At 62.2% G+C, this 22,905-nt stretch carries 22 protein-coding genes; 14 read left to right on the top strand and 8 right to left on the bottom strand.

Annotated elements, in window-relative coordinates:
* Window positions 1–33 precede the first annotated feature (33 nt).
* Together K1X80_RS12870 and pcsA are read left to right on the top strand one after the other, a co-directional pair.
* Window positions 34–972: a class I SAM-dependent methyltransferase gene (locus K1X80_RS12870; RefSeq protein WP_057959537.1), complete on the top strand. Its 939-nt coding sequence runs from the start codon at window positions 34–36 to the stop codon at window positions 970–972.
* A gap of 150 nt (window positions 973–1,122) precedes the next feature.
* Window positions 1,123–1,845, top strand: coding sequence for a phosphatidylcholine synthase (gene pcsA / locus K1X80_RS12865; RefSeq protein ID WP_057441892.1), 723 nt, complete (start codon window positions 1,123–1,125; stop codon window positions 1,843–1,845).
* 58 nt (window positions 1,846–1,903) lie between these two features.
* Here pcsA and K1X80_RS12860 read toward each other — a convergent pair whose 3' ends face one another.
* Window positions 1,904–2,689 carry a sulfite exporter TauE/SafE family protein gene (locus K1X80_RS12860; RefSeq protein ID WP_057441891.1) on the bottom strand — a complete coding sequence of 262 codons (786 nt, stop codon included), beginning with the start codon at window positions 2,687–2,689 and terminating at the stop codon, window positions 1,904–1,906.
* Between the two features lie 203 nt (window positions 2,690–2,892).
* On the opposite strand from K1X80_RS12860, the gene K1X80_RS12855 reads away from it, so the two are divergent.
* The 6 genes from K1X80_RS12855 to K1X80_RS12830 all read left to right on the top strand — a co-directional run bounded on the left by K1X80_RS12855 (window position 2,893) and on the right by K1X80_RS12830 (window position 7,169).
* Window positions 2,893–3,414 (top strand): DUF3455 domain-containing protein, encoded by a 522-nt coding sequence (locus K1X80_RS12855; protein WP_057959536.1) that lies wholly within the window; start codon window positions 2,893–2,895, stop codon window positions 3,412–3,414.
* 91 nt (window positions 3,415–3,505) lie between these two features.
* The gene (locus K1X80_RS12850) at window positions 3,506–4,045 is read left to right on the top strand and encodes a sigma-70 family RNA polymerase sigma factor (protein ID WP_057959535.1); all 540 of its coding nucleotides are present in this window, start codon (window positions 3,506–3,508) and stop codon (window positions 4,043–4,045) included.
* Window positions 4,042–4,734, top strand: a complete 693-nt coding sequence (locus tag K1X80_RS12845; protein WP_057959534.1) for an anti-sigma factor domain-containing protein — start codon at window positions 4,042–4,044, stop codon at window positions 4,732–4,734. The genes K1X80_RS12850 and K1X80_RS12845 overlap by 4 nt, the downstream gene beginning before the upstream one ends.
* A gap of 84 nt (window positions 4,735–4,818) precedes the next feature.
* Window positions 4,819–5,376 (top strand): UPF0149 family protein, encoded by a 558-nt coding sequence (locus K1X80_RS12840; RefSeq protein ID WP_057441885.1) that lies wholly within the window; start codon window positions 4,819–4,821, stop codon window positions 5,374–5,376.
* Window positions 5,377–5,478: 102 nt separating this feature from the next.
* The gene (gene aroA / locus K1X80_RS12835; RefSeq protein ID WP_169990554.1) at window positions 5,479–6,735 is read left to right on the top strand and encodes a 3-phosphoshikimate 1-carboxyvinyltransferase; all 1,257 of its coding nucleotides are present in this window, start codon (window positions 5,479–5,481) and stop codon (window positions 6,733–6,735) included.
* 32 nt (window positions 6,736–6,767) lie between these two features.
* On the top strand, window positions 6,768–7,169 hold the full coding sequence (locus K1X80_RS12830) for a hypothetical protein (protein ID WP_057959531.1): 402 nt from the start codon (window positions 6,768–6,770) through the stop codon (window positions 7,167–7,169).
* Window positions 7,170–7,210: 41 nt separating this feature from the next.
* Here K1X80_RS12830 and K1X80_RS12825 read toward each other — a convergent pair whose 3' ends face one another.
* Window positions 7,211–7,891 carry a GNAT family N-acetyltransferase gene (locus tag K1X80_RS12825; protein WP_057959530.1) on the bottom strand — a complete coding sequence of 227 codons (681 nt, stop codon included), beginning with the start codon at window positions 7,889–7,891 and terminating at the stop codon, window positions 7,211–7,213.
* A gap of 27 nt (window positions 7,892–7,918) precedes the next feature.
* Window positions 7,919–8,824 carry a LysR family transcriptional regulator gene (locus K1X80_RS12820; protein WP_057441905.1) on the bottom strand — a complete coding sequence of 302 codons (906 nt, stop codon included), beginning with the start codon at window positions 8,822–8,824 and terminating at the stop codon, window positions 7,919–7,921.
* Window positions 8,825–8,943: 119 nt separating this feature from the next.
* On the opposite strand from K1X80_RS12820, the gene K1X80_RS12815 reads away from it, so the two are divergent.
* From K1X80_RS12815 to K1X80_RS12790, 6 genes are all read left to right on the top strand, one after another.
* On the top strand, window positions 8,944–10,164 hold the full coding sequence (locus K1X80_RS12815) for an MFS transporter (protein ID WP_186626178.1): 1,221 nt from the start codon (window positions 8,944–8,946) through the stop codon (window positions 10,162–10,164).
* A gap of 54 nt (window positions 10,165–10,218) precedes the next feature.
* Entirely contained in the window at window positions 10,219–10,929 is a 711-nt protein-coding gene (locus tag K1X80_RS12810) for a FadR/GntR family transcriptional regulator (RefSeq protein ID WP_057959528.1), read from the top strand.
* A gap of 109 nt (window positions 10,930–11,038) precedes the next feature.
* Window positions 11,039–12,232 (top strand): L-2-hydroxyglutarate oxidase, encoded by a 1,194-nt coding sequence (gene lhgO / locus K1X80_RS12805; RefSeq protein ID WP_057959527.1) that lies wholly within the window; start codon window positions 11,039–11,041, stop codon window positions 12,230–12,232.
* Window positions 12,233–12,404: 172 nt separating this feature from the next.
* On the top strand, window positions 12,405–13,733 hold the full coding sequence (locus K1X80_RS12800) for an MFS transporter (RefSeq protein ID WP_057959526.1): 1,329 nt from the start codon (window positions 12,405–12,407) through the stop codon (window positions 13,731–13,733).
* Between the two features lie 80 nt (window positions 13,734–13,813).
* The gene (locus tag K1X80_RS12795; protein ID WP_186626179.1) at window positions 13,814–14,665 is read left to right on the top strand and encodes a CAP domain-containing protein; all 852 of its coding nucleotides are present in this window, start codon (window positions 13,814–13,816) and stop codon (window positions 14,663–14,665) included.
* Window positions 14,666–14,692: 27 nt separating this feature from the next.
* A complete protein-coding gene (locus K1X80_RS12790; protein ID WP_220172933.1) occupies window positions 14,693–16,879 on the top strand; it encodes a response regulator in 2,187 nt (728 codons plus the stop codon).
* Between the two features lie 3 nt (window positions 16,880–16,882).
* Here the strand turns inward: K1X80_RS12790 and K1X80_RS12785 are convergent, their stop codons facing one another.
* The 5 genes from K1X80_RS12785 to K1X80_RS12765 form a co-directional block, all read right to left on the bottom strand.
* Window positions 16,883–18,010: a GGDEF domain-containing protein gene (locus tag K1X80_RS12785; protein ID WP_186626180.1), complete on the bottom strand. Its 1,128-nt coding sequence runs from the start codon at window positions 18,008–18,010 to the stop codon at window positions 16,883–16,885.
* Window positions 18,011–18,201: 191 nt separating this feature from the next.
* Window positions 18,202–18,765 (bottom strand): nucleotidyltransferase family protein, encoded by a 564-nt coding sequence (locus K1X80_RS12780; RefSeq protein WP_186626181.1) that lies wholly within the window; start codon window positions 18,763–18,765, stop codon window positions 18,202–18,204.
* Window positions 18,766–18,819: 54 nt separating this feature from the next.
* The gene (locus K1X80_RS12775) at window positions 18,820–19,299 is read right to left on the bottom strand and encodes a VOC family protein (protein WP_169990558.1); all 480 of its coding nucleotides are present in this window, start codon (window positions 19,297–19,299) and stop codon (window positions 18,820–18,822) included.
* Window positions 19,300–19,370: 71 nt separating this feature from the next.
* Complete coding sequence (locus K1X80_RS12770) at window positions 19,371–20,585, bottom strand: EAL domain-containing protein (RefSeq protein ID WP_220172932.1); 1,215 nt, start codon at window positions 20,583–20,585, stop codon at window positions 19,371–19,373.
* A 168-nt stretch (window positions 20,586–20,753) separates the two neighbouring features.
* Window positions 20,754–22,808, bottom strand: a complete 2,055-nt coding sequence (locus K1X80_RS12765) for a TonB-dependent receptor (protein WP_057959522.1) — start codon at window positions 22,806–22,808, stop codon at window positions 20,754–20,756.
* Between the last annotated feature and the right edge of the window lie 97 nt (window positions 22,809–22,905).

Here is a 22,905-nt window from a genome sequence, read left to right as displayed (position 1 = left end):
AAATGCCGCCCGTTTAATGATCGACGCTGCCCGATGACCCCAGACGCCCTCGCCCTGCTCCACACTCACTTGCTGACCGCCCTGCGTGACGTGCCCGTGGAAACCCGTCGCCTGTTCCACGGCCGGGGTCGTTGCTGGCCGGGACTGGAGCAGTTGACCGTGGATTGGCTGCAAGGCGTGGTGCTGGTTTCGTTGTTCAAGGAGCCTGAGCCCGCGCAACTGCAAGCCTTGCAACACCAACTGCGCGAGCTCTGCGAAAGCCGCGAATGGCAACAGGCCGGCGCCCACACTCTGGCCCTGCAACATCGCTACTTGCCGCAAAGCACCACCGAATGGCTGTGGGGCGAGAGGGTCGAGGAATTGACCATCACCGAAGGCGGCCTGCGTTATCGCATCGACCTGGGCAAAAAGCAGAACAGTGGGCTGTTTCTGGATATGCGCTACGGCCGCAACTGGGTGCGCGAACACGCCCGTGGCTTGCGAGTGCTGAACCTGTTTGCCTATACCTGCGGGTTTTCCGTGGCCGCCATCGAGGGCGGGGCCGAGCATGTGGTCAACCTGGATATGGCCCGTGGCGCCCTGAGCCGGGGTCGCGACAATCACCGGCTCAATGGCCATGACCTGGGCAAGGTGAGCTTCCTGGGGCATGACTTGTTCAAGTCCTGGGCGAAAGTCACCAGCAGCGGCCCCTATGACCTGGTGATCATCGACCCGCCGTCGTTTCAGAAAGGCAGCTTCCTGCTGACCAAGGACTACCAGCGCGTGCTGCGTCGCCTGCCCGACCTGCTGACACCCCAAGGCACGGTCTTGGCCTGCATGAATGACCCGGCGCTGGGCGAAGACTTCCTGATCGAGGGCGTCACCCGCGAAGCGCCGGGGCTGCGTTTTGAGCAGCGCCTGGCAAACCCGCCGGAATTTCCCGACATTGATCCGCAAAGTGGTCTGAAGGCCCTGGTGTTCCGTCAGGGCTGATGCCGAATCCTTCTGCGCTTGCTACGCTCAACCTAAGGCCTTGGTGGTGAACCTTATCCCCTCCTTCCCGGTCGATACCTGCATCCCTTGGCCAGATTCGACGCTCAACCGCCGTCGGCTGCCCCGTTTCACCTTTTGGAGAACGCCCCTGTGATATCGACCCTGCATGTAGCCAGACTCAAAGCCTGGGGCGCCCATGGCTTTACCGCCACCGGCGTGGTGCTGGCCTTCCTTGCGACGCTGGCGCTGCTGGAGAACCAACCCAAGGCCTGCCTGCTGTGGCTGGGCCTGGCGTTGATTGTGGATGGCGTGGACGGGTCGCTGGCGCGGCGGGTCAATGTGCAGACCGTGCTGCCAAGCTTCGATGGCTCGGTACTGGACCTGGTGATTGACTACCTGACGTATGTGTTTATCCCGGCGCTGTTTATCTACCGCTATATCGACCTGCCGGACTTCACCCACCTGTTCACCGTCTCGGTGATCCTGGTGTCGTCGTTGTTCTGCTTCTGCAACGTCAATATGAAGAGCAAGGACAACTACTTCCAGGGCTTCCCCGCGGCCTGGAATGTGGTGGCGCTGTGTGTCTACATTATCGACCCGGACGCCTGGATAACCTTGGCCACGGTGATCGGCCTGGCGCTGCTGACGGTGACGCCGATGAAGTTCCTGCACCCGTTCCGGGTCAAGCGCTTTATGCCGATCAATATTGCGGTGACCACGGTGTGGCTGCTGTGCAGCCTGTTGCTGGTGATCGACCAGCCGTACACCAACAAGCTGACCATGGGCTTGTGGTTGTTGATGTCGGCGTATTTCCTGGGGATTTGTATCTGGCGTACGGCGATGGAGTGGTTGGATAAATCGCGCAAGGCATAACCCGTGAAGTGTTGTGGCGAGCCGCCCTCGCCACAGCAACCCAGCGCAAGACCGGCAGTCAGAACGCCAGCTTGAAACCAATCAACCCCAGCATCACCGCCAGGCACGGACGCAGCAGCTCATCCGGCACCCGGCCGGACATATGGCTGCCGAAGTAGATACCCGGCAGCGAGCCCATCAGCAAGAACCCCAGCAAATGCCAGTCCATATTACCCATGCTCGCATGCCCAAGGCCCGCGACCAGGGTCAGGGGGACTGCGTGGGCGATTTCGGTGCCCACCAGGCGCTTGGTGGCCAAAAACGGGTACAGGATAAACAGCGCCACGGTGCCCAGGGCGCCGGCACCGATGGAGGTCAGGGCAACCATGGTGCCGAGGATCGCCCCAGTGAATACCGTCAACCCATTCAGGTTGCGCGGGCTCATATGGTAGTTGTCGCCCGCATGGCGCTGGGCAAAAGCCAACAATCGCTTCTTGAACAGAATCGCCAGGGCCGTGAGCAACAGCACCACACCCAGGGCTTGCTTGATCACTTCGTTCATCGCGCTGGGATCGGTATGCAGGCTCTTGAGGAACCACAGCGTCAGCAACACCGCCGGCACACTGCCCAGGGTCAGCCAGCCGGTGATGGTCCAGTCGATGTTCTTGTTCTTGCCATGCACCAGCACCCCACCGGATTTGGTGATGGCGGCATACAGCAGGTCGGTACCCACGGCGGTCGCCGGGTTGATGCCGAACCACAGCAGGATCGGGGTCATCAACGACCCTCCACCGACGCCGGTCATGCCGACGATAAAACCAACAATCAGGCCCGCCACCACAAAACCAAAATTACCCACATCCATTACAGCTACCTGCGGCCTTATAAAATTCTGGCGGCAGCATAGCGATTTTTCTTATAACTACTTATATCAATACGATCTGACTTTATTCCTTTTGTGTTTTGCAGATTTATTTGCCGCACCGTGCATCCAATCGGCCACGCCGTGAGTAGTACAGGAAGCAGCCGCAGCGCTGCTCAGCTGTTCACCCTTACGGAGAGACACCGATGAACGCTAAACCCCTGCTCTGCCTGACCTGCCTGCTGATTGCCGCACCGGCGGCCTTTGCCCAGACCAGCCTGCCCGACAGCATCAAGGTGCCGGACGGGCACAAGCTGATCCTGGAAACCACCGGTGTCGGCGAAATCACCTACGAATGCCGCGACAAGGCCAACGCTGCCGGCCAGACCGAGTGGGTCTTTGTCGGCCCCAAGGCGGTGCTCAACGATCGTAGCGGTAAGCAAGTGGGTACCTACTTCGGCCCGCCTGCCACCTGGCAGGCCAAGGACGGTTCGAAAGTCACCGGCACCCAACTGGCCGTGGCGCCGTCCAGCGCCGGCAACCTGCCCTATCAGTTGGTCAAGGCCAATCCGGCTGAAGGCCAGGGTGCCATGACCGGCGTCAGCTATATCCAGCGCGTGGCGCTCAAGGGTGGCGTGGCGCCGAGTGCCGAATGCAGCACCGCCACCAAGGGCCAGCAGCAAGTGGTGAAGTACCAGGCGGACTACCTCTTCTGGGCGGCCAAATGATCCGCCCGGCCAGAAAACTCGTCTAAGCTGCTGCGATAGCACCCCGGCCACTCTGGGCCGGGGGTTGACCCTGAAATGGCGGCCCCAGTCCTTGCCCGAACTTCTCTTTGACTATGAAGCCTGCCTGTTGGCCTGCGCCCGTGGCGAACAGCAAGCCTTGCGTCAGTTGTATGAACACGATTGCGCCCGTCTGCTCGGCGTGGCCAAGCGCATCGCACGGAACACGGCCCTGGCAGAGGACATCGTGCATGAGGCATTTATCAACATCTGGAACGGCGCCAGCGGGTTCGACCCGCGCCGGGGTTCGGCCCGTGGCTGGGTGTACAGCGTGACCCGGCATATGGCGCTCAACGTTATGCGTAAAAGTCAGCGTGAGGTCGCGCTCAGTGATGAGCACGAACGCACACTGGTGGCTGAGCCCACGGCCGAGCACTTCGAGTACCGCGCCCGCAGCGGCAAGGTTTATCAGTGCCTGGAGCATCTGGAACCGTCGCGCCGCAGTTGCCTGTTGCATGCGTATGTCGATGGCCTGTCCCACAGTGAAATCGCACAGAAACTGGACACCCCGCTGGGGACTGTCAAAGCCTGGATCAAACGCAGCCTCGCGGCCTTGCGTGAGTGCATGGCATGACACCCGACGAATTGGACGAACTGGCCAGCGAATACGTGCTGGGGACCTTGGCAGCAGATCAACGTTTGCAGGTGCAGCAACGCCTGGAACACGACGCGCCCTTGCGCGCGGCGGTGGATGCCTGGGAACAGCGCCTGCTGCCCCTGACCGAACTGGCCGAGCCGCTGGCGCCGTCGCCCTACCTGTGGCGACGCATTGAACGCAGCCTGGGCCATCACACCCTGGGCGATGCGCGGTCAGTGCCGTGGTGGAACCTGCTCGCCCTGTGGCGTGGCCTGGCCGGTGCAGGCTTGTTGGCCAGTCTGGTGCTGGCCACACTGCTGCTGACCCGCCCCGCCGCCGTCAACCCGACCGCCTACGTGGTGGTGCTGATGGCGCCACAGAGCCAGGCGCCGGGCTGGGTGATCCAGGCCAGCAACGATCAGCAAATCCAGCTGATCCCCCTGGGCGTGGTGCAGATACCGGCAGACAAGGCGCTGGAGTTCTGGACCAAGGGTGATGACTGGCAAGGCCCGGTTTCGCTTGGGTTGGTCAAGCCGGGGCAAAGCCTGTCGATCCCCCTGGATAAACTGCCGCCGCTGGCGCCCAACCAACTGTTCGAGCTGACCCTGGAAGGCCCCAATGGCTCGCCGACCGGCAAGCCGACCGGGCCGATCCAGGCGATTGGCCGTGCGGTAAAGGTGATCTAGCACTGGATTAAAACGCTGACTCGCGCCATCCTCCGCGTTTTACGCCGCCTTATCTGCGGCGCTTGACGCTCAAAGGATATGTTCATGCACGACCACGCCCTCGCCCCTGCCGATTTCGAGTTCATCGAAGACATTCTGCTCAAATACGGCGACGACAACTCGGTGTTGAACCTGGCCGAGCTCGACGGCTACTTCACGGCCCTGGTGTCCGGCCCGGCGCCGGTGGACGTTGCCATCTGGTTCCCGGCCATCTGGGGTGGGCAGGTCCCGGCCTGGGAAAGCAAGGAAGAACTCGGGCAGTTTATCGACCTGTGCACGCGCCATCTCAACAGCCTTGCCCTGCAGTTGGCCAGCGATGCCCAGGGTTTTGAGGCACGCTTTGAACAAACCGAACACCAGGACCAGCCGCTGACCCTCGCCGAGGAATGGTGCTTTGGCTATATCCGTGGCGCCGCGATCAGCGAATGGCCGCCCCTGCCGAGCGAACAGGCGGCACAGTTGGAAGCCATCTCCTGGTGCGCCGAGCAGGACAACTTCGAATTGCCGGCCGACCTGGATGTCGCCGCCCATCAGCAGCAGGTGGCGCGCATCGAACCAGCCGCCAGGGCCTTGCATGCCTATTGGCTGAGCCAGCGCGGTTAAACCTGCGCCACGATTTGACCCTGCCGTGCCGGATGGTCGATTATTCGTCTCCGCCAGCCGGCCACTCCCAGCCACCGCGCCTTGAATCAGGAGCCTTGTACCTTGAGTTCGCAGAAAACCGTGACCGTGACACCGCCCAACTTTCCATTGCACGGCAAGGTAGCGCCTCCCGGCTCCAAATCCATTACCAACCGCGCTCTGTTGCTGGCGGCCCTGGCCAAGGGCACCAGCCGCCTGAGCGGCGCGCTGAAAAGCGACGACACCCGGCATATGTCCGTGGCCTTGCGCCAGATGGGCGTGACCATTGACGAGCCGGATGACGTGACCTTTGTCGTCACCGGCCACGGCAAGCTGCAACTGCCGGCGCAACCCCTGTTCCTGGGCAACGCCGGCACCGCAATGCGCTTTCTTACGGCCGCCGTGGCGACCGTGGAAGGCAGCGTGGTACTGGATGGCGACGCGTACATGCAAAAGCGCCCGATCGGCCCGCTGCTGGCGACCCTGAACCAGAACGGCATCCAGGTTGAAAGCCCCACCGGCTGCCCGCCCGTGACCGTGCATGGGCGCAGCAAGGTGCAGGCCAAGCGCTTCGAGATCGACGGCGGCCTGTCCAGCCAGTACGTGTCGGCGCTGTTGATGCTCGCGGCGTGCGGCGAGGCCCCTATCGAGGTGGCCCTGACCGGCAAGGACATCGGCGCCCGTGGCTATGTCGACCTGACCCTGGATTGCATGCGCGCGTTCGGCGCCCAGGTGGACGTGGTCGACGACAGCACCTGGCGCGTGGCCCCCACCGGCTACACCGCCAACGATTATCTGATCGAACCCGACGCTTCGGCGGCCACCTACCTGTGGGCGGCTGAAGTACTCACGGGCGGCAGCATCGACCTGGGCGTCGCGGCCCAGGACTTCACCCAGCCCGACGCCAAGGCCCAGGCCGTGATCGCGCAATTCCCGCAGATGCCGGCCACAGTGGTCGGCTCGCAGATGCAGGACGCCATCCCGACCCTCGCAGTGCTGGCGGCGTTCAACAACACCCCGGTGCGTTTCACCGAACTGGCCAACCTGCGGGTCAAGGAATGCGACCGCGTCCAGGCCCTGCATGACGGCCTCAACGAGATCCGCCCGGGGCTGGCGACCATCATCGGTGACGACTTGCTGGTGGCCAGCGATCCGGCGTTGGCGGGCACTGCGTGCACCGCACTGATCGACACCCACGCCGACCACCGCATCGCCATGTGCTTTGCGCTGGCGGGCCTGAAAGTCTCGGGCATCAAGATTCAGGACCCGGACTGCGTGGGCAAGACCTATCCTGAGTACTGGAACGCCCTGGGCAGCCTGGGCGTGCAACTGACCTACTAAGCCGTCAGCACCAGCGTGGGGAGGGAGTGATCATGACAATTCGCCAACCCTGCCCACCGGCTGTGTGTGACTGCGAGCGCGAGCAACTGCTCGAGGCCCCCGGTGCCGACCAGCGCATCCTGCAACTGACCCGCCAGGAAGAAAAAAAGCTGCTCGAACGCCTGGAAAACCTGCAAAGCCTGGCCGACCTGGAACGCATGCAACACCTGATGCACCAGCAACTGGGCATCCGCGTGCATATCGCCCCGGGGCATACCGAAGTCAAAAGCATGCGCGGGATCCAGATCGTCATCGACGACCTGCCGGGGCTGTGTCGCAAGACGCGGCAGTCGATTCCGGCAGCCATTCGCAAAGGGATGGAGAAACGGCCGGAGATTGCTTATCGGTTGCTGGATGCCCATGACCTGTTTCGCGACAGCCCGCCGTTGTTGTGAGCAACGGGCTTGATCAGACCCGTTGCCACAACAGCCGCCGGTCAGGCCAAGCGGTTTTGCACAAACACCTGGGCCTTGCGCGCCATCTGATCGAAATGCCGGTCCCGCTGTTTCTCGGCGTCGATCATCGCGCGCTTGCCGTGTTTGTTTAGCAAATAGGTGTGAATCTGCCGCACTTCCAGGGAGCTGTAGATCGACGCCACATCCAACACGCCCATCAGGCCATCGGTGCTGTAGTCACGGGTATTCATCAATACCTGAGTGCCACGCACGCCGCGCACCTGAAAGCCCATGGCTTCGAACGCCGGGACTTTTTCCACCGCGCAGGTCAGTTCGCCATGGGGGTAACGGCCGAGCATGTCGTCCATCATCGCCCGCGCCACGCCCTGGCGGCGGTGGCTGGCATGCACGGCCATATAGGTCACGCCGCAAGCCTCAGGATCGTCCTTGACCGGCAGGTACAGCAGGAAGCCAATGACCTTGACCGGATCCTGCTCATCCATCGCGACAATCAGCTCAACCGCAATGCCCTTGCCCCCGCCCAGCGCTTCCAGGTACAGGTGCACTTCGTAACCGATTGCATATTGGTAGATGTTGTACAGCAGGTTGCTCGGCGGGATGGCGACCATGCTGATATCGGTCAGGTAGTCGACCACCATCTGCAGAATCTGGCTGTTGACCGGCTCGGGGCATGGGCTTGCGTAGTGGGTAAGGGTGAACATCGAATTCCTGTTTCCTGGTATTTCGCATCAAGGCTGGCGGGATTGTACCCGTTCTGCGCCACACACCTCGCGCAAACAGCCACGCAGCCAACGATGCGCGAGGTCGGCATCCAGGCGTGGATGCCAGAGCATCGCCACGCTGAACTCCGGGACGTCGACCGGCAGGGCAAAGCTGAACAGGCCATCGCGCAGGCCATGGGTATAACGCTCTGGGACGCTGGCGATCAGGTCGGTCCTTTGCGCCAATGCCACGGCGGTGGAGAACCCGGTGACGATGGTCGCCACGTCACGCGTGAGGTGCAAGGCCTCAAGGGCATCGTCGATCTGCCCGCGCTCGCGCCCGCGCCGGGACACGTAGATATGCCGGCCGGCGGCGTAGCGTGCAGGGGTGATGGGCCCCTGGCTCAGTGGATGGCCGGCGCGGACCACGCCGATAAAGCGGTCGCGAAACAGTAACTGGGTCAGCACTTCGGGGTTGGCCGTGCTATCGACCACGCCGGTTTCCAGGTCCACGCCGCTGTCGCGCAGCGGTGTGCCGGGCTTATGCACAAAGTGCAGGCGTACGCCGGGCGCCTGCGCGGCGATATGGGCCAGCAGCGCCGGGCCAAAGCTCTCGACAAACCCTTCGCTGGTGCGCAGCACAAAGGTTCGCTGCAGGCTCTTGAGATCCAGGACCTGCAGCGGACGCAGCAGCGCTTCTGCATCCTGTACCAGTTGGCTGACCCGTTCGCGCAGTTCCAGGGCGCGTGGCGTCGGCACCAGGCCTCGGCCGGCGCGCACCAGCAACGGGTCACCGGTGGTTTCACGCAGCCGCGCCAACGCCCGGCTCATGGCCGAGGGGCTCAGGCCCAGGCGCTGGGCGGCACGGGCGACGCTGCCTTCGGCGAGCAGCACGTCCAGGGTGACCAGCAGATTGAAATCGGGAAGCGACACGGCGGCAATCCTCATCAGGCGTTTGACGCAGGTATAGAGTGCAACTGCTGCGTCTTCCGCCATGCTAGGCGAGACCATAGAGTGCGGGCAACGACTAGGTGCAGCACAAGGAAAATCCCATGACGTCCCCTACCCCACGCGGCGCGCTCGCCGGTTTATCGTTGTGCATGCTCCTGGCTACACTGGGCACCAGCATTGCCAATGTCGGCCTGCCGCAGATGGCCGAGGGCTTTACAGCAGCCTTTGCAGCGGTGCAATGGGTGGTGCTGAGTTATCTGCTGGCGATCACGGCCGTGCTGGTGGGTGTGGGCCGCCTGGGGGATCGGTTCGGCCATCGACGCCTGCTGCTGGCGGGTGTGGCGGTCTTCGCCGTGGCATGCGCCCTGTGCAGCGCCGCGCCCTCCCTCGGTGCCTTGGTCGCGGCGCGGGCGCTGCAAGGGCTCGGCGCAGCGACCATGATGGCAATGACCATGGCGCTGGTCACCGCCACCGTGCCCAAGGAGCAGACCGGGCGCGTCATGGGTTTGCTGGGAACGATGTCGGCGGTGGGTACCGGCTTGGGGCCGGCCATCGGTGGCGCACTGATTGCGGCGTCGGGCTGGCGCGCGCTGTTCCTGGTGATGCTGCCGTTGGCCGCCCTGGCGTTCGTGCTGGTGCAGCGCACACAGGCCGACAGAGATCCGCCACCACCCGCTGGCGGCCGCGTCAGTGTCTTCTCGGCACTCCATGACCGAGCCCTGGGCGCCGGGCTTGGCATGAGTACGCTGGTGGCGGCCGTGATGATGACCACCCTGGTCGCCGGGCCGTTTTACCTGAGCCATGGCCTAGGGCTGGATCCCACGCCAATGGGCCTGGCCATGGCTGTCGGCCCTTGCGTCGCGGCGCTCGCGGGCATACCGGCCGGGCGCCTGACCGACCGCTGGGGCAGCTATGCCACGACGCTTGGCGGCCTGTTGTGCATGCTCGCCGGCTGCTTGATGTTGGTGTTGCTGCCCTTGGGCGCTGCAGGTTATATCGGCGCGCTGGTGATCCTCACCCTGGGCTACGCGCACTTTCAGGCGGCCAACAACACAGCGGTGATGAGCAATCTGTCGGCGGACCGACGCGGCGTGATCGCGGGCTGGCTGAACCTGTCGCGCAATCTGGGCCTGATTATCGGCGCCTGGGCCCTGGGCGCGGTGTTTGCCTGGGGCACTGGCGATCTCCAGTCAGCCCTCCCCGCAGCAGTCGGCCAAGGCTTGCGCGTGACCTTTGCGGTGGCCGCAGGGCTGGTTGTGCTGGCGCTGCTGCTGGCCTTGGGGCGCCAGGTAAAAACGCTGCAAGCCACAGCGGCGCCTTGACAAGGGAAAATCGTAACAGCTATTGTCTGACAACCTGATCACCTAGGTTTTGCCATGCTTGAGCTTCAGCGTCCAGATTCCCTCGTTGTGCGTGTTGTCAGCGCCATACGGGCCGAGATTGACTCCGGACAACTGGCGCCCGAGTCGCGCCTGCCCACCGAGCAGCAATTGGCGGAACAGTTGAATGTCAGCCGTTCGGTGGTGCGCGAGGCGATTGCCCAGCTCAAGGCCGATGGCGTGCTGACCGCCCGCCGTGGCCTGGGCTCGTTTATTTCGCAGACCCCGGCCGGTACGGTGTTCCGCTTTCCGGAAAAAAATGGCCGACGCCCTGACCTCGCGCAAATGTTCGAAGTGCGCCTGTGGATCGAAACCCAGGCGGCCTCCATTGCCGCCCAACGCCGCGACGCCGACGACCTGCAACGCATGAAACGTGCCCTGCAGGAAATGCACGACAAGCGCGCCGACTTTGAGGCCGCTGCACTGGCCGACGTGGAGTTTCACCGGGCCATCGCCGACGCCAGCAAAAACGAGTATTTCGTCGCCTTCCACGACTTTCTGCGCAGCCAGTTGGCCAGCGCACGCAAGACCGCCTGGGAAAACTCGGCGTCGCGCTTTGCCAGCGGCTCGGCGGACGCCACCCAGGAACACCAGGCGCTGTACCAGGCCATCGTCGACGCCGACCCCCAGGGTGCCGCCGCCGCCGCCGAGGCGCATTTGCGTGCCGCCGCCAAACGCTTGCAACTGGAGCTGCCGGCCACCCATTGATCCATCGAACACCTATAAAGCGTGCCCGCGGGCACGCTGTTTTTTTAACAAAAACATTAGTCTGACAACCTGATAAGCAGACTGAAATGTACTGATTTAGGTAGCCCACATGATTTATGACTTTTGCATCATCGGTGGCGGCATTGTCGGCCTGGCCACCGCGATGGAGTTGCTCAAGCGCCAGCCCAACGCGTCCCTGGTGATCCTGGAAAAGGAACCAGTGCTGGCCAAGCACCAGACCGGCCATAACAGCGGCGTGATCCATGCCGGCATCTACTACGCACCCGGCAGCCTCAAGGCCGAGTTGTGCAAGCGTGGCGCCGAGGCCACCAAACAGTTCTGCAGCGAGCACGGGATCAAGTTCGAGGTGTGCGGCAAATTGCTGGTGGCCTCCACGGCCCTGGAAGTGCAGCGCATGGAAGCGCTGTATGCGCGCTCGCAGCTCAACGGGATGAAGGTCGAGCGCCTGGACGCCGAGCAACTGCGGGCCCGCGAGCCGAACATTGTCGGCCTGGGCGGGTTGTTCCTCGATGCCACCGGGATAGTCGACTACCGCCAGGTCTGCGAAACCATGGCTACAGTGATTCGCCGCAACGGGGGTGAGATCTGCCTGGAAAAAACCGTCACGGCGATTGCCGAAGACACCGACAAAGTCACCGTCAGCACCCACGACGGCGCCTGGCAAGCGCGGCACCTGGTGGTGTGCGCAGGCCTGCAATCGGACCGCCTGGCGACCCTGGCCGGGATTGATATCGACCACCAGATCATCCCCTTCCGTGGCGAGTATTTCCGCTTGCCCGCGTCGAAGAACAACATCGTCAACCACTTGATCTACCCGATCCCGGATCCGGAGCTGCCGTTTCTGGGGGTGCACCTGACCCGCATGATTGATGGCAGCGTCACCGTCGGCCCCAATGCGGTGCTGGGCCTGGGCCGGGAGAACTACAAGAAGTTTTCCGTCAACTGGAAGGATGTGGCCGAGTACGCGCGCTTCCCCGGCTTCTGGAAAACCATCTGGCAGAACCTCGGCTCCGGCAGCGTGGAAATGAAGAATTCGTTGTTCAAGTCCGGCTACCTGGAGCAATGCCGCAAGTATTGCCCATCCCTGGAACTCGACGACCTGCAGCCCTACGAAGCCGGGATCCGCGCCCAGGCGGTGATGCGCGACGGCAGCCTGGTGCACGATTTCCTGTTCGCCCAGACGCCGCGCATGTTGCACGTGTGTAACGCGCCGTCACCGGCGGCCACCTCGGCGATTCCGATTGGCGAAATGATCGCCGACCGCATGTTCACCCCCAACTAAACACCCCCTGTAGGAGCTGTCTCGCCCCGCGAGGCTGCGATGACGGCGGCGCAGGCAACCAATGTATCGCCTGACCCGGCGCTATCGCAGCCTCGCCAAGGCTCGACAGCTCCCACATTTGATCGCGTTCGCAACACCCTAATAAATATAATGACTGAGAAGGAAGTACAGCATGACGGCAAAAGCCCACACCCCGGCCACGGTGGAAACCCCGGCACAAACCAAGAAGCGCCTGCGCAAGGTGGCTGCTGCCACCATCTTCGGTTCGATGCTGGAGTGGTATGACTTCTACCTCTACGCAACCATGGCGGCGATTGTCTTTTCGAAGATCTTCTTTGATAACAGTGACCCGAAAACCGCGACCCTGATGGCGTTCTCCACCTTTGCCATCGGCTTTATCGCCCGCCCCTTCGGCGGCATCCTGTTCGGCTACCTGGGCGACAAGTTCGGCCGCAAACATGTGCTGGTGTTGACCTTCTGCATGATGGGCGTGTGCACCACGCTGATCGGCCTGATCCCCAGCTATGCCTCGATTGGCATCTGGGCGCCGATCATTCTGGTGTTTATCCGCATCATCCAGGGCCTGGGCGCCGGTGCCGAGCTGTCGGGCGCGGCGGTCACTTCCTACGAGCATGCTTCAGAAGGCAAGCGCGGCAGCCAGGGGGCCTGGCCGGCGCTGGGCTTGAACCTGGGCCTGCTGCTGTCGTCGCTGACCGTGTACCTGCTGACCATCAATGGCAATGAGTTCCTGTTGGCCGGCGGCTGGCGCATCCCGTTTATCTGCAGTATCGCCCTGGTGGGTGTGGGCCTGTGGGTGCGTAACAGCATCCCGGAAACCCCCGAGTTCAAAGAACTGAGCCAGGAGCCGGCCAAGGCCAAGGTCTCGCCGCTCAAGGCCCTGTTCAAGAATGACCTCAAGGGCCTGGCGGTGGTGTTCTTCGTGGCCATTGGCTACAACGCCCTGAGCTACATCTTCAAGACCTTCTCCCTGGCCTATCTGACGCAGTTCAAGGGCGTTGATGTGCACGTCACTTCGCTGTCGGTGACCATCGCCAGCCTGGTGGCGATTGTCGCCGTGCCATGCTTCGGTTGGCTGTGTGACAAGTGGAGCAGCAAGTCGGTGCTGGTGCTGGGCGGCGTGCTGTCGCTGCTGTTCGCCTACCCGTTCCTGGCGCTGTTGAACACCGGCGAAAGCCTGATGATCTACCTGGCCATCGGGATCGGCACCGGGATCCTCGCGCCGATGATGTTCGCGCCACAGGGCTCGTTCCTCAGCCGTCAGTTCCCGACCCAGACCCGTTCTTCGGGTTTCGGTACCGGCCGTGAAATCGGCACGGCCATCGCCGGTGGCCTGGCGCCTTTGGGGGCCTTGTCGATGGTGGCTGCCTCGACCACTCACTCGACAGACGGCGTGGTGATCATTCTGGCCATCGCGTCGGTGCTGGTGGTGGTGTTTGCCCTATGTGACCAGGGTCGCAAGCACTCGGCATTCAAGAACTAAGGGCAAAATATCGCCCAAGGGGTGCATCTGCGCCCCTTGATCGCGCATCATGGGCACTTTCATGCTCAAGGGAAACGTCCATGCGCGTTCTGTCATTGATGATGGGTGTTACCACGCTGGCCGCCAGTCTGGTGTTTTGCGCCACCGCGTCGGCGAGCGAAGAGAGTCAATTGATCGACTCGATCAACCAGTACCGCAGCCAGGTGCAGCGCTGTGGCGACCAGGGCTCCCAGGAGTTGCCGCCGCTGGCGGTCGACCCACGCCTGGTGTTGCCGGTCAATAATGTCGGCGATTTGCAGCAGGCCCTGGCCCAGGTGGCCTACCCGATGGTCAACGTGCAGGCGATCAGCCTGTCCGGGCCTCGCGACTCGCAATCGGCGATGAAAGCGGTGCGCGAGAGCTTCTGCCGGGTGGTGCTCGACCCGCAATTCGTCGATATTGGCGTCAGCAACAGTGGCCAGGACTGGCGCATTGTCCTCGCCCGCCCACTGTTGAGCCGTGGCTTGGCCAGCTCCCAGGACGCCGGCCCGCAGTTGCTGGAGATGGTCAACGCCGCCCGCAAACAACCGCGCCAGTGTGGCGAGCAAGCCTTCGCGGCCACCACGCCGCTGGCCTGGAACGCCCAGTTGGCGAGCGCCGCCGACAGTCATGCACGCAATATGGCCAACCACAACTTCTTCGACCACCTGGACCGCGACGGTCGGACCCCGGGCGACCGCGCGGAACTGGCCGGTTATGTGGCGCAACAGGTCGGCGAGAACATCGCGGCCGGCCTGGACACGCCGCGCAAGGTGGTTGACGGCTGGCTCGCCAGCCCCGGGCATTGCGCCAACCTGATGAACCCACAATTTCGCGAATTGGGCGCCGCCTATGGGCTGGATCCGAAAAGCGATGCGGGGATTTACTGGACGGCATTGTTGGGCACGCAATAGCGTCGAAACGAACAAGGTATTGAGTCGATGACAGACTGGCTGCAAGGCGGCGGTGAGATGGCCGAACGGGTTCGCCGCCATGACTGGGCCAACTCGCCCCTGGGGCCAATAGAGCAACGGCCGGACGTGCTCAAGACCACGGTGTCCCTGAGCCTTGCTTCCCGTTTCCCTCAGGCGGTGGTGTGGGGGCCCGAATTGATCACGCTGTATAACGACGCGTTCATTCCGGTGCTGGGCAACAAACCAGAGGCACTGGGCCAACCCTTCAGCACGATCTGGCAGGAAGCCTGGAGCCAGATCCGCCCGATCGCCGATGCTGCATTCGACGGCCAGGCAACGTTTATCGAAGACTTCCCACTGATCGTCGAGCGTGGCGCGGCGCCGGAACAGGCTTATTTCACGTTCTGCTATAGCCCGATCCGCGACTCCACAGGCAAGGTGGTGGGGATGCTCGACACCGTGACCGAGACCACCAATACGGTGTTTATGACGCGCCGCCTGGCCGTGCTGGATGCCATCAGCCTCGGTGTGGCCAACGCCACCGATCCGGCGGCGATCATGGCGGCCACCACGCGGGTGCTGGCGACCCACCTGAACCTGTCCAACTGCGCCTATGCCGACATGGAGGCCGACGAAGACGGTTTTACCATCCGCGGCAACTGGGCCGCAGAAGGCTCGCCCAGCATCGTCGGGCATTATCGCCTGACGGACTTCGGCCAATTGGCGGTCGAGCGCCTGCAGGCCGGCGAGCCGTTGATCATCAATGACAACCTGACGGAGCTGACGCCCGAGGAGGCCGCGACCTTCCAGGCCATTGGCGTGACGGCGACGATTTGCATGCCGCTGATCAAGTCCGGGCGTCTGACCGCGCTGATGGCCATTCACGACCGCGTCCCGCGGCGCTGGTCTTCCTACGACCTGGCGCTGCTGGGTGAGGTCACGGAGCGCTCCTGGGCCCATATCGAACGGGTGCGGGCCGATGCCATTGTGCGTGAGGGCCTGTCGGCGCTGGCCGATTTGAATGCGACCCTGGAGCAACGGGTCATGGAGCGCACCACCCTGCTCAACCAGACTGAAGCGGCGTTGCGCCAGTCGCAGAAGCTCGAAGCCATTGGCCAGTTGACCGGCGGCGTTGCCCACGACTTCAACAACCTGCTGACAATCATCCGCTCGTCGGTGGACTTCCTGCGCATGCCCAACCTGCCCGAAGAGCGCCGCGAGCGATACATGAGTGCGGTGACCGATACCGTAGAACGCGCCAGCAAGCTGACCAGCCAATTGCTCGCCTTCGCCCGGCGCCAGCCGCTCAACCCACAAGTGTTCAATGTGGGCCAGCGCGTGCAAAACATCGGCGACATGCTGGAGACGCTTACCGGTGCGCGGATTCACGTCCGCGTCCAATTGCCGGAACAGGCGTGTTACGTCTGCGCGGATTCCAGCCAGTTTGAAACCGCGCTGATCAACATCGCCCTCAACGCGCGGGATGCAATGAATGGCCAGGGTACGCTGGTGTTACGCCTGGACCGGGACCAGCCGTTGCCATGCATTCGCGGGCATGGCGGCTCCGGCAAACCCTTCGTCGCGATCTCCCTGGCGGACACCGGCAGCGGGATTGCCTCGAGTACCTTTGAACGCATCTTCGAACCGTTCTTCACCACCAAGGAAGTCGGCAAAGGCACCGGGCTTGGGCTGTCGCAGGTATTCGGGTTCGCCAAGCAGTCGGGAGGCAATGTCGATGTCGCCAGTGTGCTCGGCCAGGGCACCGTGTTTACCCTGTACCTGCCGCAAGTGGAGCCGGAGACGATCCTCGACAACGTGGTCGAGACGCCGCTTGAACTGGCCCCGGACGCCGGGCGACGGCGCATCTTGATCGTGGAGGACAACCTCGAAGTGGGCCGCTTCGCCAACCAGATTCTGCAGGACCTGGGCTACCAGACAGTGTGGGCCACCCATGCCGAAGAAGCCCTGGAAATGATCGGCCCGGATGCCCGGGCATTCGATGGGGTGTTCTCCGACGTGGTGATGCCCGGCATCGGTGGCGTGGCGCTGGCCCGGGAGTTGCGCCGGCGCCGGCCCGATCTGCCGGTGATCCTCACCTCCGGCTACAGCGAGGAACTGGCCAAGTCCGGTTATGACGGCTTTGAGTTTCTCGCCAAACCCTACTCCGCCGACCAGGTCTCACGGGTGCTGGCCAAGGCTATGGGCAAGGACTGAAGCCTAGGACGCGACCACCACCTGGTTGCGCCCCAAGGCCTTGGCGCGGTACAGGGCTTTGTCGGCCGTGTTCATCAAGTGCTGCAAGTCGTCGCCCACGGCAAGCGTCGAGGCCACCCCCAGGCTCGCACTCAACACCTGCACCGGGTCAATGGTCAAATCGGCAATGGCGCGGATCAGTTGTTCGCCGATGTCCCGTGCTACCTCAAGCGTGGTGTCGGGCAACAACACCGCAAACTCCTCGCCCCCCAGGCGGCCATAGATATCCGTCTGGCGAAAGGAGGCGCTGATCACCTGGCCAATCTGCTGCAACACCCGGTCACCCGTCTGGTGGCCGTAGGTGTCGTTGATGGCCTTGAAGTGATCCATGTCCAGCATCAGCGCACACAGGGGCTGGCGAGTGCGTTTGCATTGGTCATACAGCACCTGGGCCTTTTCGAAAAACGCCCGGCGGTTCATCAGCCCGGTGAGTTCGTCGGTCTCGGCAGCGCGCGTGGAAATACTGTGGGCCCGCTCTATTTCGCGGGTCAGGCGAAAGGCCTTCTGCAGGGCCTCGGACAATTTCCGCGAGGCGCCTACGACAAAGGATGAGAACACCAGCACTGCGATAGCCATGCCCATTTGCATCTTGGAAGGTTGAAACAGCAACCACAGGGTGCACGGCAACAGCACCAGGGCCATGGACACCATGGTCATGTAGCGGTAGGCCGAGTAACACGACACCGCACTGACGGACATCCCCACGGTAAAGAGGATGACCAGCGCCTGGGTCAAGCGGTCATCGGCGGGCATTATGGCAAGGGCACCCGCGCCCCAGATCCCCGCAGAAAGCACCAGCGTAAGCCAATAATGGAGCTCCCAGCGGCGCGGCGTGCGCTCACTTCTGGGGCTGCGAAAATACTGGAAAAACATCAAAAAGCGCAGGAGCGACGAGCCGGACAACAAGATCAGCCAGCCGATCATCAGGTCGCGATCAAGGCGGTCCCAACACAACCAGCACAACATGCCGGCGGCCAGATAGCTGCCGAAAACCGCAGAAAAGGATTGGCGAAACAACTGATGCAGGCAATCACTCCGCACCTGCGCTTCGATGAAAAAATCCTGGTCCTGCTCACGCCCAAGGCCATTCATTTGATTCGCCTGATCAGTAGTGCCGCGACAAAATGGCATTGTGGCACCCTGCCAGTATCCAGAACAGCGAAATCCGCTGTAGGTACCGCGTAAACGCCCATGTTAAAGACATCGCGCCTCTGTAGGAGCCAGCTTGCTGGCAATGGCGATATGACTGTGAGCTGCAACGCCACGTCGCCCGGCGTCGACAGCTACTGCGGGTTTTCAATCCTGAGCCACGACCAGCGGGCCTGATAGCTTCTGGCCTTCTGCTGAAACAGATCCGGCTGCGGGGTGATGGGGTTGAGCCGAAGTATTCCCTGCTCGATGTCGGCCAAACCGAAAGGCGCATAAATTTCGCCCGTGTCTACGGCCAAGGCGATGCAGGTGCCCGCCACCAAATAGCGATCCACCCCATCCATGGCCGAGTGCAACTGGGGATAAGGCATGCCGAACCGCTGCGGGTACCAGAGGTGCACACGCGCCTGATTCTTCACTTCAATGTTCGCATGCAGGTCGCGGAAAAGTTCGGCGGTGCGCTCAATCACCGCATTCTCGGCTTCCCAGGACAGATCGGGATCGAAGTAGAACACGTCGTAATCCTTCACGCCCCAATCGGCGCTCAAACCGGCCTGATGATTCCACACCGCCTGGAACAGGCAACCGGCCGTCAGCAGGCATTGATCCAGGCCAAGGGCTGGCAGGCGCGCGGTCATTTCAGCATTGATGGGGTTGGTCATCGCCAACTCAACCAGCCTCTGGGTCGTCAGTCTCATGTGCAGTCCGTTGCCATTGCTCGTGTTGAGGGCAAAGGTTATACCAGGGTTTCGTTACCCCTTGAGCGCCGCCTCGATGGCCGCGATGTCGATTTTCACCATGCCCATCATCGCCTCGAACGCACGCTTGGCTGCGGCCGGATCGGGGTCGGTGATCGCCGCCGTGAGCACCCGCGGGGTGATTTGCCAGGAAAGCCCCCACTTGTCCCGGCACCAACCGCACGCAACCTCCTCGCCACCATTGCCGACAATCGCCTGCCACAGGCGATCCGTCTCGGCTTGGTCGTCAGTGGCGACCTGGAATGAAAACGCCTGGTTGTGCTGGATACCCGCCCCGCCATTGAGGCCCAGGCACGGGATCCCCATGACGGTGAATTCCACGGTCAGGACATCGCCCTGCTTACCCGCCGGATAGTCACCCGGGGCTGTATGTACGGCCTCTAAGCTGCTGTCCGGGAATGTCGCGGCATAGAACCTGGCAGCGTCCAGGGCGGCGCCGTCGAACCAGAGGCAGATGGTGTTTTTGTGGGTCATCTGGATACTCCAAAAAAGGCCATTGACCGCTACAGTCTAGCCCTACCGTGAGCGGGCCCAGTGACGAGCAATCAAAGCGTACCGCACGACACCGACTTCATGCCCAGCCAGGCCAGCGCACGCGTGGCACTCATGGGCCGCGCGCAGAGGTAGCCCTGGCCCAGCTCGCAACCGAGCTTGAGCAAGCCCTGGCGCTGGCTTTCGTGCTCGACGCCCTCGACCACCACCGCCATATCCAGCGCTTGAGCCAATGCCAGGGTGCTGCTGATCACTGCACGGTTACGGCTGCTGGTTTCAAGGTCGCGGGCGAAACGGGCATCGAGTTTGATTTCGGTAAAAGGCAGTTGGCACAGGCGCTCCAACGACGAATAGCCGATACCAAAATCATCAATGGACAGGCCGGCGCCCATCATCCGCAAGCGAATCAAGGTTTGCAGCACCCCGGGCGAGACCTGCAGTAATCCGCTTTCAGTGATTTCGAAGGTCAGGCGCGAAGGATGGATGGCGTAGCGCTCCAGCGCTGCGCACAGACGCGGGAGCAAGGACTTACAAGCCAGTTGCCCGGCCTCCAGATTAAACGCCAGAGAGAGCACATGCCCCTGTTCCTGAGCCGTCTGCTGGAACGCCAACGCCTGTTCCAGCAGGCTGAAAAACAGTTCATCCATCAAACCGAAACGCCCTGCCGGGGCGAGGAAATCAGCCGGGGGTAACACGCCAAACTGAGGGTGTTCCCAGCGCGCCAGCACTTCAAGACTGTCGCTTTTACCGGTCATCAGATTGAACTTGGGCTGGAAAAAGGCCTTGAGCTCATCCCGTGCAATAGCGTGCTCCAAACGTGCTTTGCTCGCGCGGGTATGGCGCGCCTGCCGAGAGACGGGGTGCCTGGCAGCGACCGTGGTTTCCAGGTATCGGGTCAACAGCGCCGCAATCGCCACCGCTCGCACCGGAGCATCGACATACCCCAGGAAACTCACCCCCAGCAGGCCGAGCATCCGTTCGATGGCGTCATGCAGATCCTGGGCATGGCTACTGCAAATGATCATGGACCTGACCCACCGGGTGCGGCTGAGTGCTTCGAGGGTCGTCAGCCCTTGCAGTCCTTCCTCCTTAAGGGTGCACAGCACGATATCCACCGGCCCTGTGCGGTCGAGCAGTTCCAGGGCCGCGGCCACGTCGGCCACGCCCATCACCCACTCACACCCCGAGTCCTTGAAGACCTGAGTGGCAACGAGCTGCTTGAAGGGGTGCTCTTCGACGACCAGAACACGAATTGGTAGAAAGGACATGACAAATCACAGACGACAGGGAAGTACGGCCATTCTCGTCACGCTTCCTACCGGCGTATTTAGGAAAAGTCTTAAATGGAAAACGAAAACTCCATGGTTTGAATACGTCGCAAATCAACTGAGAGCGCTGGCTTACCTGCTCCCTCAGTTGATTTGCGCATCATTGCCCTACATCTCGTAACGCAACGCCAGGCCCACCGTGCGCGGTGCGCCTACATCGACGATATCGCCACTGCGGTTGTTGGTGATGTATTCCTTGTCAAAAGCGTTTTTCACGAAGCCGGAGACCGCGATATTTTTGCTGACTTTGTACTCGGTGTTGAAGTTCATCAGCCAGTAGTTGTCGCTCCGGCGCTCGCCCGTGACGTTGCCTGCGGTATCAAACCTGTATTCCGAGGGCGCGGTGCTTTGATACACCAGGTCGGTGTTCAGGGTCAGGCGATCATTCCAGCGGTAGGTACCGCCCAAGGACAGTTTGTACTTGGGCGAGTTGAGGAAGCTCTCGCCGCTCATATTGCGGCCGTCGCCGGTCACGAAGTCCTTGTACTTGCCCGCAGTGATCGAGCCGCCTGCCGTCAGGGTCAGTTGTTGGCCGAGGTCTTTCTCGACAAACACTTCCAAGCCCTTGATATCGCTGCTACCGGCGTTGAACACCTGGACGAAATCGGTGTGGCGCTCCAGCACACTGACCTGCTGGTCTTTCCAGTCGGTGTAGTACAGGTTGGCGCGGGTACGCAGAGTCTTGTCGAAGAACGAGCCACGGTAGGACAGCTCGTAATTGGTGGTGTATTCCGGGTCGTAGCCCTCGTGGCCGCCACCGGCGCGGACGTTGACGCCGCCACCGCGATAGCCCTTCTGCACCATCACGCCAAGGTATTGGTTGGCAGCCAACTCATAGTCGAGGCCCAGTTTCGGCAGGAGCGCATCAAACGATTTGCTGACTTTTCCAGGGCTGGAGAAATCGTCCTGCTTGATGTTGGTGTCGTTGGTTTCGTGGTCGTAGCGCAGCCCGGTGATCAAGGTCCACTGCGGGGCGAATGTCCAGTTGATTTCACCGAACACGGCCTTGCTTTCAACGGTGGTATCGCCCTTGGCGGTACCAAACAGGACGTTGTCGAACAACAGGCGGTCGTGGAAGTTGTTGGTGTTGTGGCCGTAGTAGGCGCCGACAAAACTCTTCAGCGTGTCGCCACTGTAGTTCAGGCGCAGTTCCTGGCTGAACAGGTCGCCGTCCTGGGTGCGCAACACTACCTCGTTGGCGTCGGCTGACTGGTCGAAATCCAGGCGTGCGTCGTAATCGGAGCGAGTATTGGCAGTCAGGCTGGTCAGCGACCAGTTGTCGTCCAGGCGATAGTCCACCTTGGCGCTGAGCGTGTCCTGCTCAAGCTTGTCGTAGGCCCTGGTGTTGGACGTGATCTTGTAATAACGGATCTTGTCGTTCTGGCGCATGGCAGCGTTGTCGCCCTTGCGGCTTTCGCCATGGGCGTAGGTCAGCAACACATCCAGATCGTCGTTGGGCAGGATCAGTAGCTTGCCCCGGGCATTGCCGGTACGGGTCGGGTTGGCGTCGTCATGCAGGGCAACGTTGTCGATGTAGCCGTCGCCGTCCTGGTAATCCACGGCGATACGCGCGGCGATCTTGTCATCGACCAACGCGCCCCCACCGGCCACCGCTGCACCGCGCTCGCCATAAGTGCCCATGTTGGTGCGCGCGGAAAAACTCGGCTCGAACGTTGGGTTGCGGGTCTGGATCACCACTGCGCCGGCCAGCGAGTTGCGGCCCTGGGTGGTGGATTGCGGGCCGAGGAACACTTCGACCTGGTCGACGTCCCACAGCGGCATCGGGCTGAGGGTCAGGGCACGATTCGGTTGCACGGCGCCATCGACGAAGACCGACACCGCACCGTTGAGCGTGGCAGGGCCCTGATCATCGAAACCGGATACGGGCACGCCGCGAATCCCCCAGTTTTCATTGCCGGACTGGTTGTACACACCTGGCGTACGCGCAAATACGTCCACCAGATCACGGTCCTGCTTTTCACGCAGTTGCTGGTCGGTCACCACCACCACGCTCGACTGGGTCTGTTCCAAGCTGCGGTTGATCTTTTCACCGGTGACGGTGATCGGCGCGATCTCCAGAGCGCTTGCCGGTTCCGCGGCCCACGCACCGTTGCACAGGCAGATAGCCGAACCCACCGCCATTGTCGTTTTCTTTAAATTCACGCCCTGCTCCCCTACGCCTGTTTTTTGTTTTTTCTCGTGCCCGGAACGCTGTTTGTGCCCAGCCGGCGGGAGTCTAATTCAATCTTGATGTTAAAGA

Source organism: Pseudomonas sp. So3.2b (assembly GCF_019464415.1).
GTDB lineage: Bacteria > Pseudomonadota > Gammaproteobacteria > Pseudomonadales > Pseudomonadaceae > Aquipseudomonas > Aquipseudomonas shahriarae.
This window is presented reverse-complemented; position numbering and strand designations above follow the sequence as displayed.

Bases quoted from the DNA above. Each gene is read 5' to 3' on its own strand.
- K1X80_RS12870 (WP_057959537.1), top strand. From the start codon at position 34: ATGACCCCAGACGCCCTCGCCCTGCTCCACACTCACTTGCTGACCGCC.
- K1X80_RS12860 (WP_057441891.1), bottom strand. From the start codon at position 2,689: ATGGATGTGGGTAATTTTGGTTTTGTGGTGGCGGGCCTGATTGTTGGT.
- K1X80_RS12855 (WP_057959536.1), top strand. From the start codon at position 2,893: ATGAACGCTAAACCCCTGCTCTGCCTGACCTGCCTGCTGATTGCCGCA.
- K1X80_RS12845 (WP_057959534.1), top strand. From the start codon at position 4,042: ATGACACCCGACGAATTGGACGAACTGGCCAGCGAATACGTGCTGGGG.
- K1X80_RS12840 (WP_057441885.1), top strand. From the start codon at position 4,819: ATGCACGACCACGCCCTCGCCCCTGCCGATTTCGAGTTCATCGAAGAC.
- K1X80_RS12830 (WP_057959531.1), top strand. From the start codon at position 6,768: ATGACAATTCGCCAACCCTGCCCACCGGCTGTGTGTGACTGCGAGCGC.
- K1X80_RS12825 (WP_057959530.1), bottom strand. From the start codon at position 7,891: ATGTTCACCCTTACCCACTACGCAAGCCCATGCCCCGAGCCGGTCAAC.
- K1X80_RS12815 (WP_186626178.1), top strand. From the start codon at position 8,944: ATGACGTCCCCTACCCCACGCGGCGCGCTCGCCGGTTTATCGTTGTGC.
- K1X80_RS12810 (WP_057959528.1), top strand. From the start codon at position 10,219: ATGCTTGAGCTTCAGCGTCCAGATTCCCTCGTTGTGCGTGTTGTCAGC.
- lhgO (WP_057959527.1), top strand. From the start codon at position 11,039: ATGATTTATGACTTTTGCATCATCGGTGGCGGCATTGTCGGCCTGGCC.
- K1X80_RS12800 (WP_057959526.1), top strand. From the start codon at position 12,405: ATGACGGCAAAAGCCCACACCCCGGCCACGGTGGAAACCCCGGCACAA.
- K1X80_RS12795 (WP_186626179.1), top strand. From the start codon at position 13,814: ATGCGCGTTCTGTCATTGATGATGGGTGTTACCACGCTGGCCGCCAGT.
- K1X80_RS12790 (WP_220172933.1), top strand. From the start codon at position 14,693: ATGACAGACTGGCTGCAAGGCGGCGGTGAGATGGCCGAACGGGTTCGC.
- K1X80_RS12785 (WP_186626180.1), bottom strand. From the start codon at position 18,010: ATGAATGGCCTTGGGCGTGAGCAGGACCAGGATTTTTTCATCGAAGCG.
- K1X80_RS12780 (WP_186626181.1), bottom strand. From the start codon at position 18,765: ATGAGACTGACGACCCAGAGGCTGGTTGAGTTGGCGATGACCAACCCC.
- K1X80_RS12775 (WP_169990558.1), bottom strand. From the start codon at position 19,299: ATGACCCACAAAAACACCATCTGCCTCTGGTTCGACGGCGCCGCCCTG.
- K1X80_RS12770 (WP_220172932.1), bottom strand. From the start codon at position 20,585: ATGTCCTTTCTACCAATTCGTGTTCTGGTCGTCGAAGAGCACCCCTTC.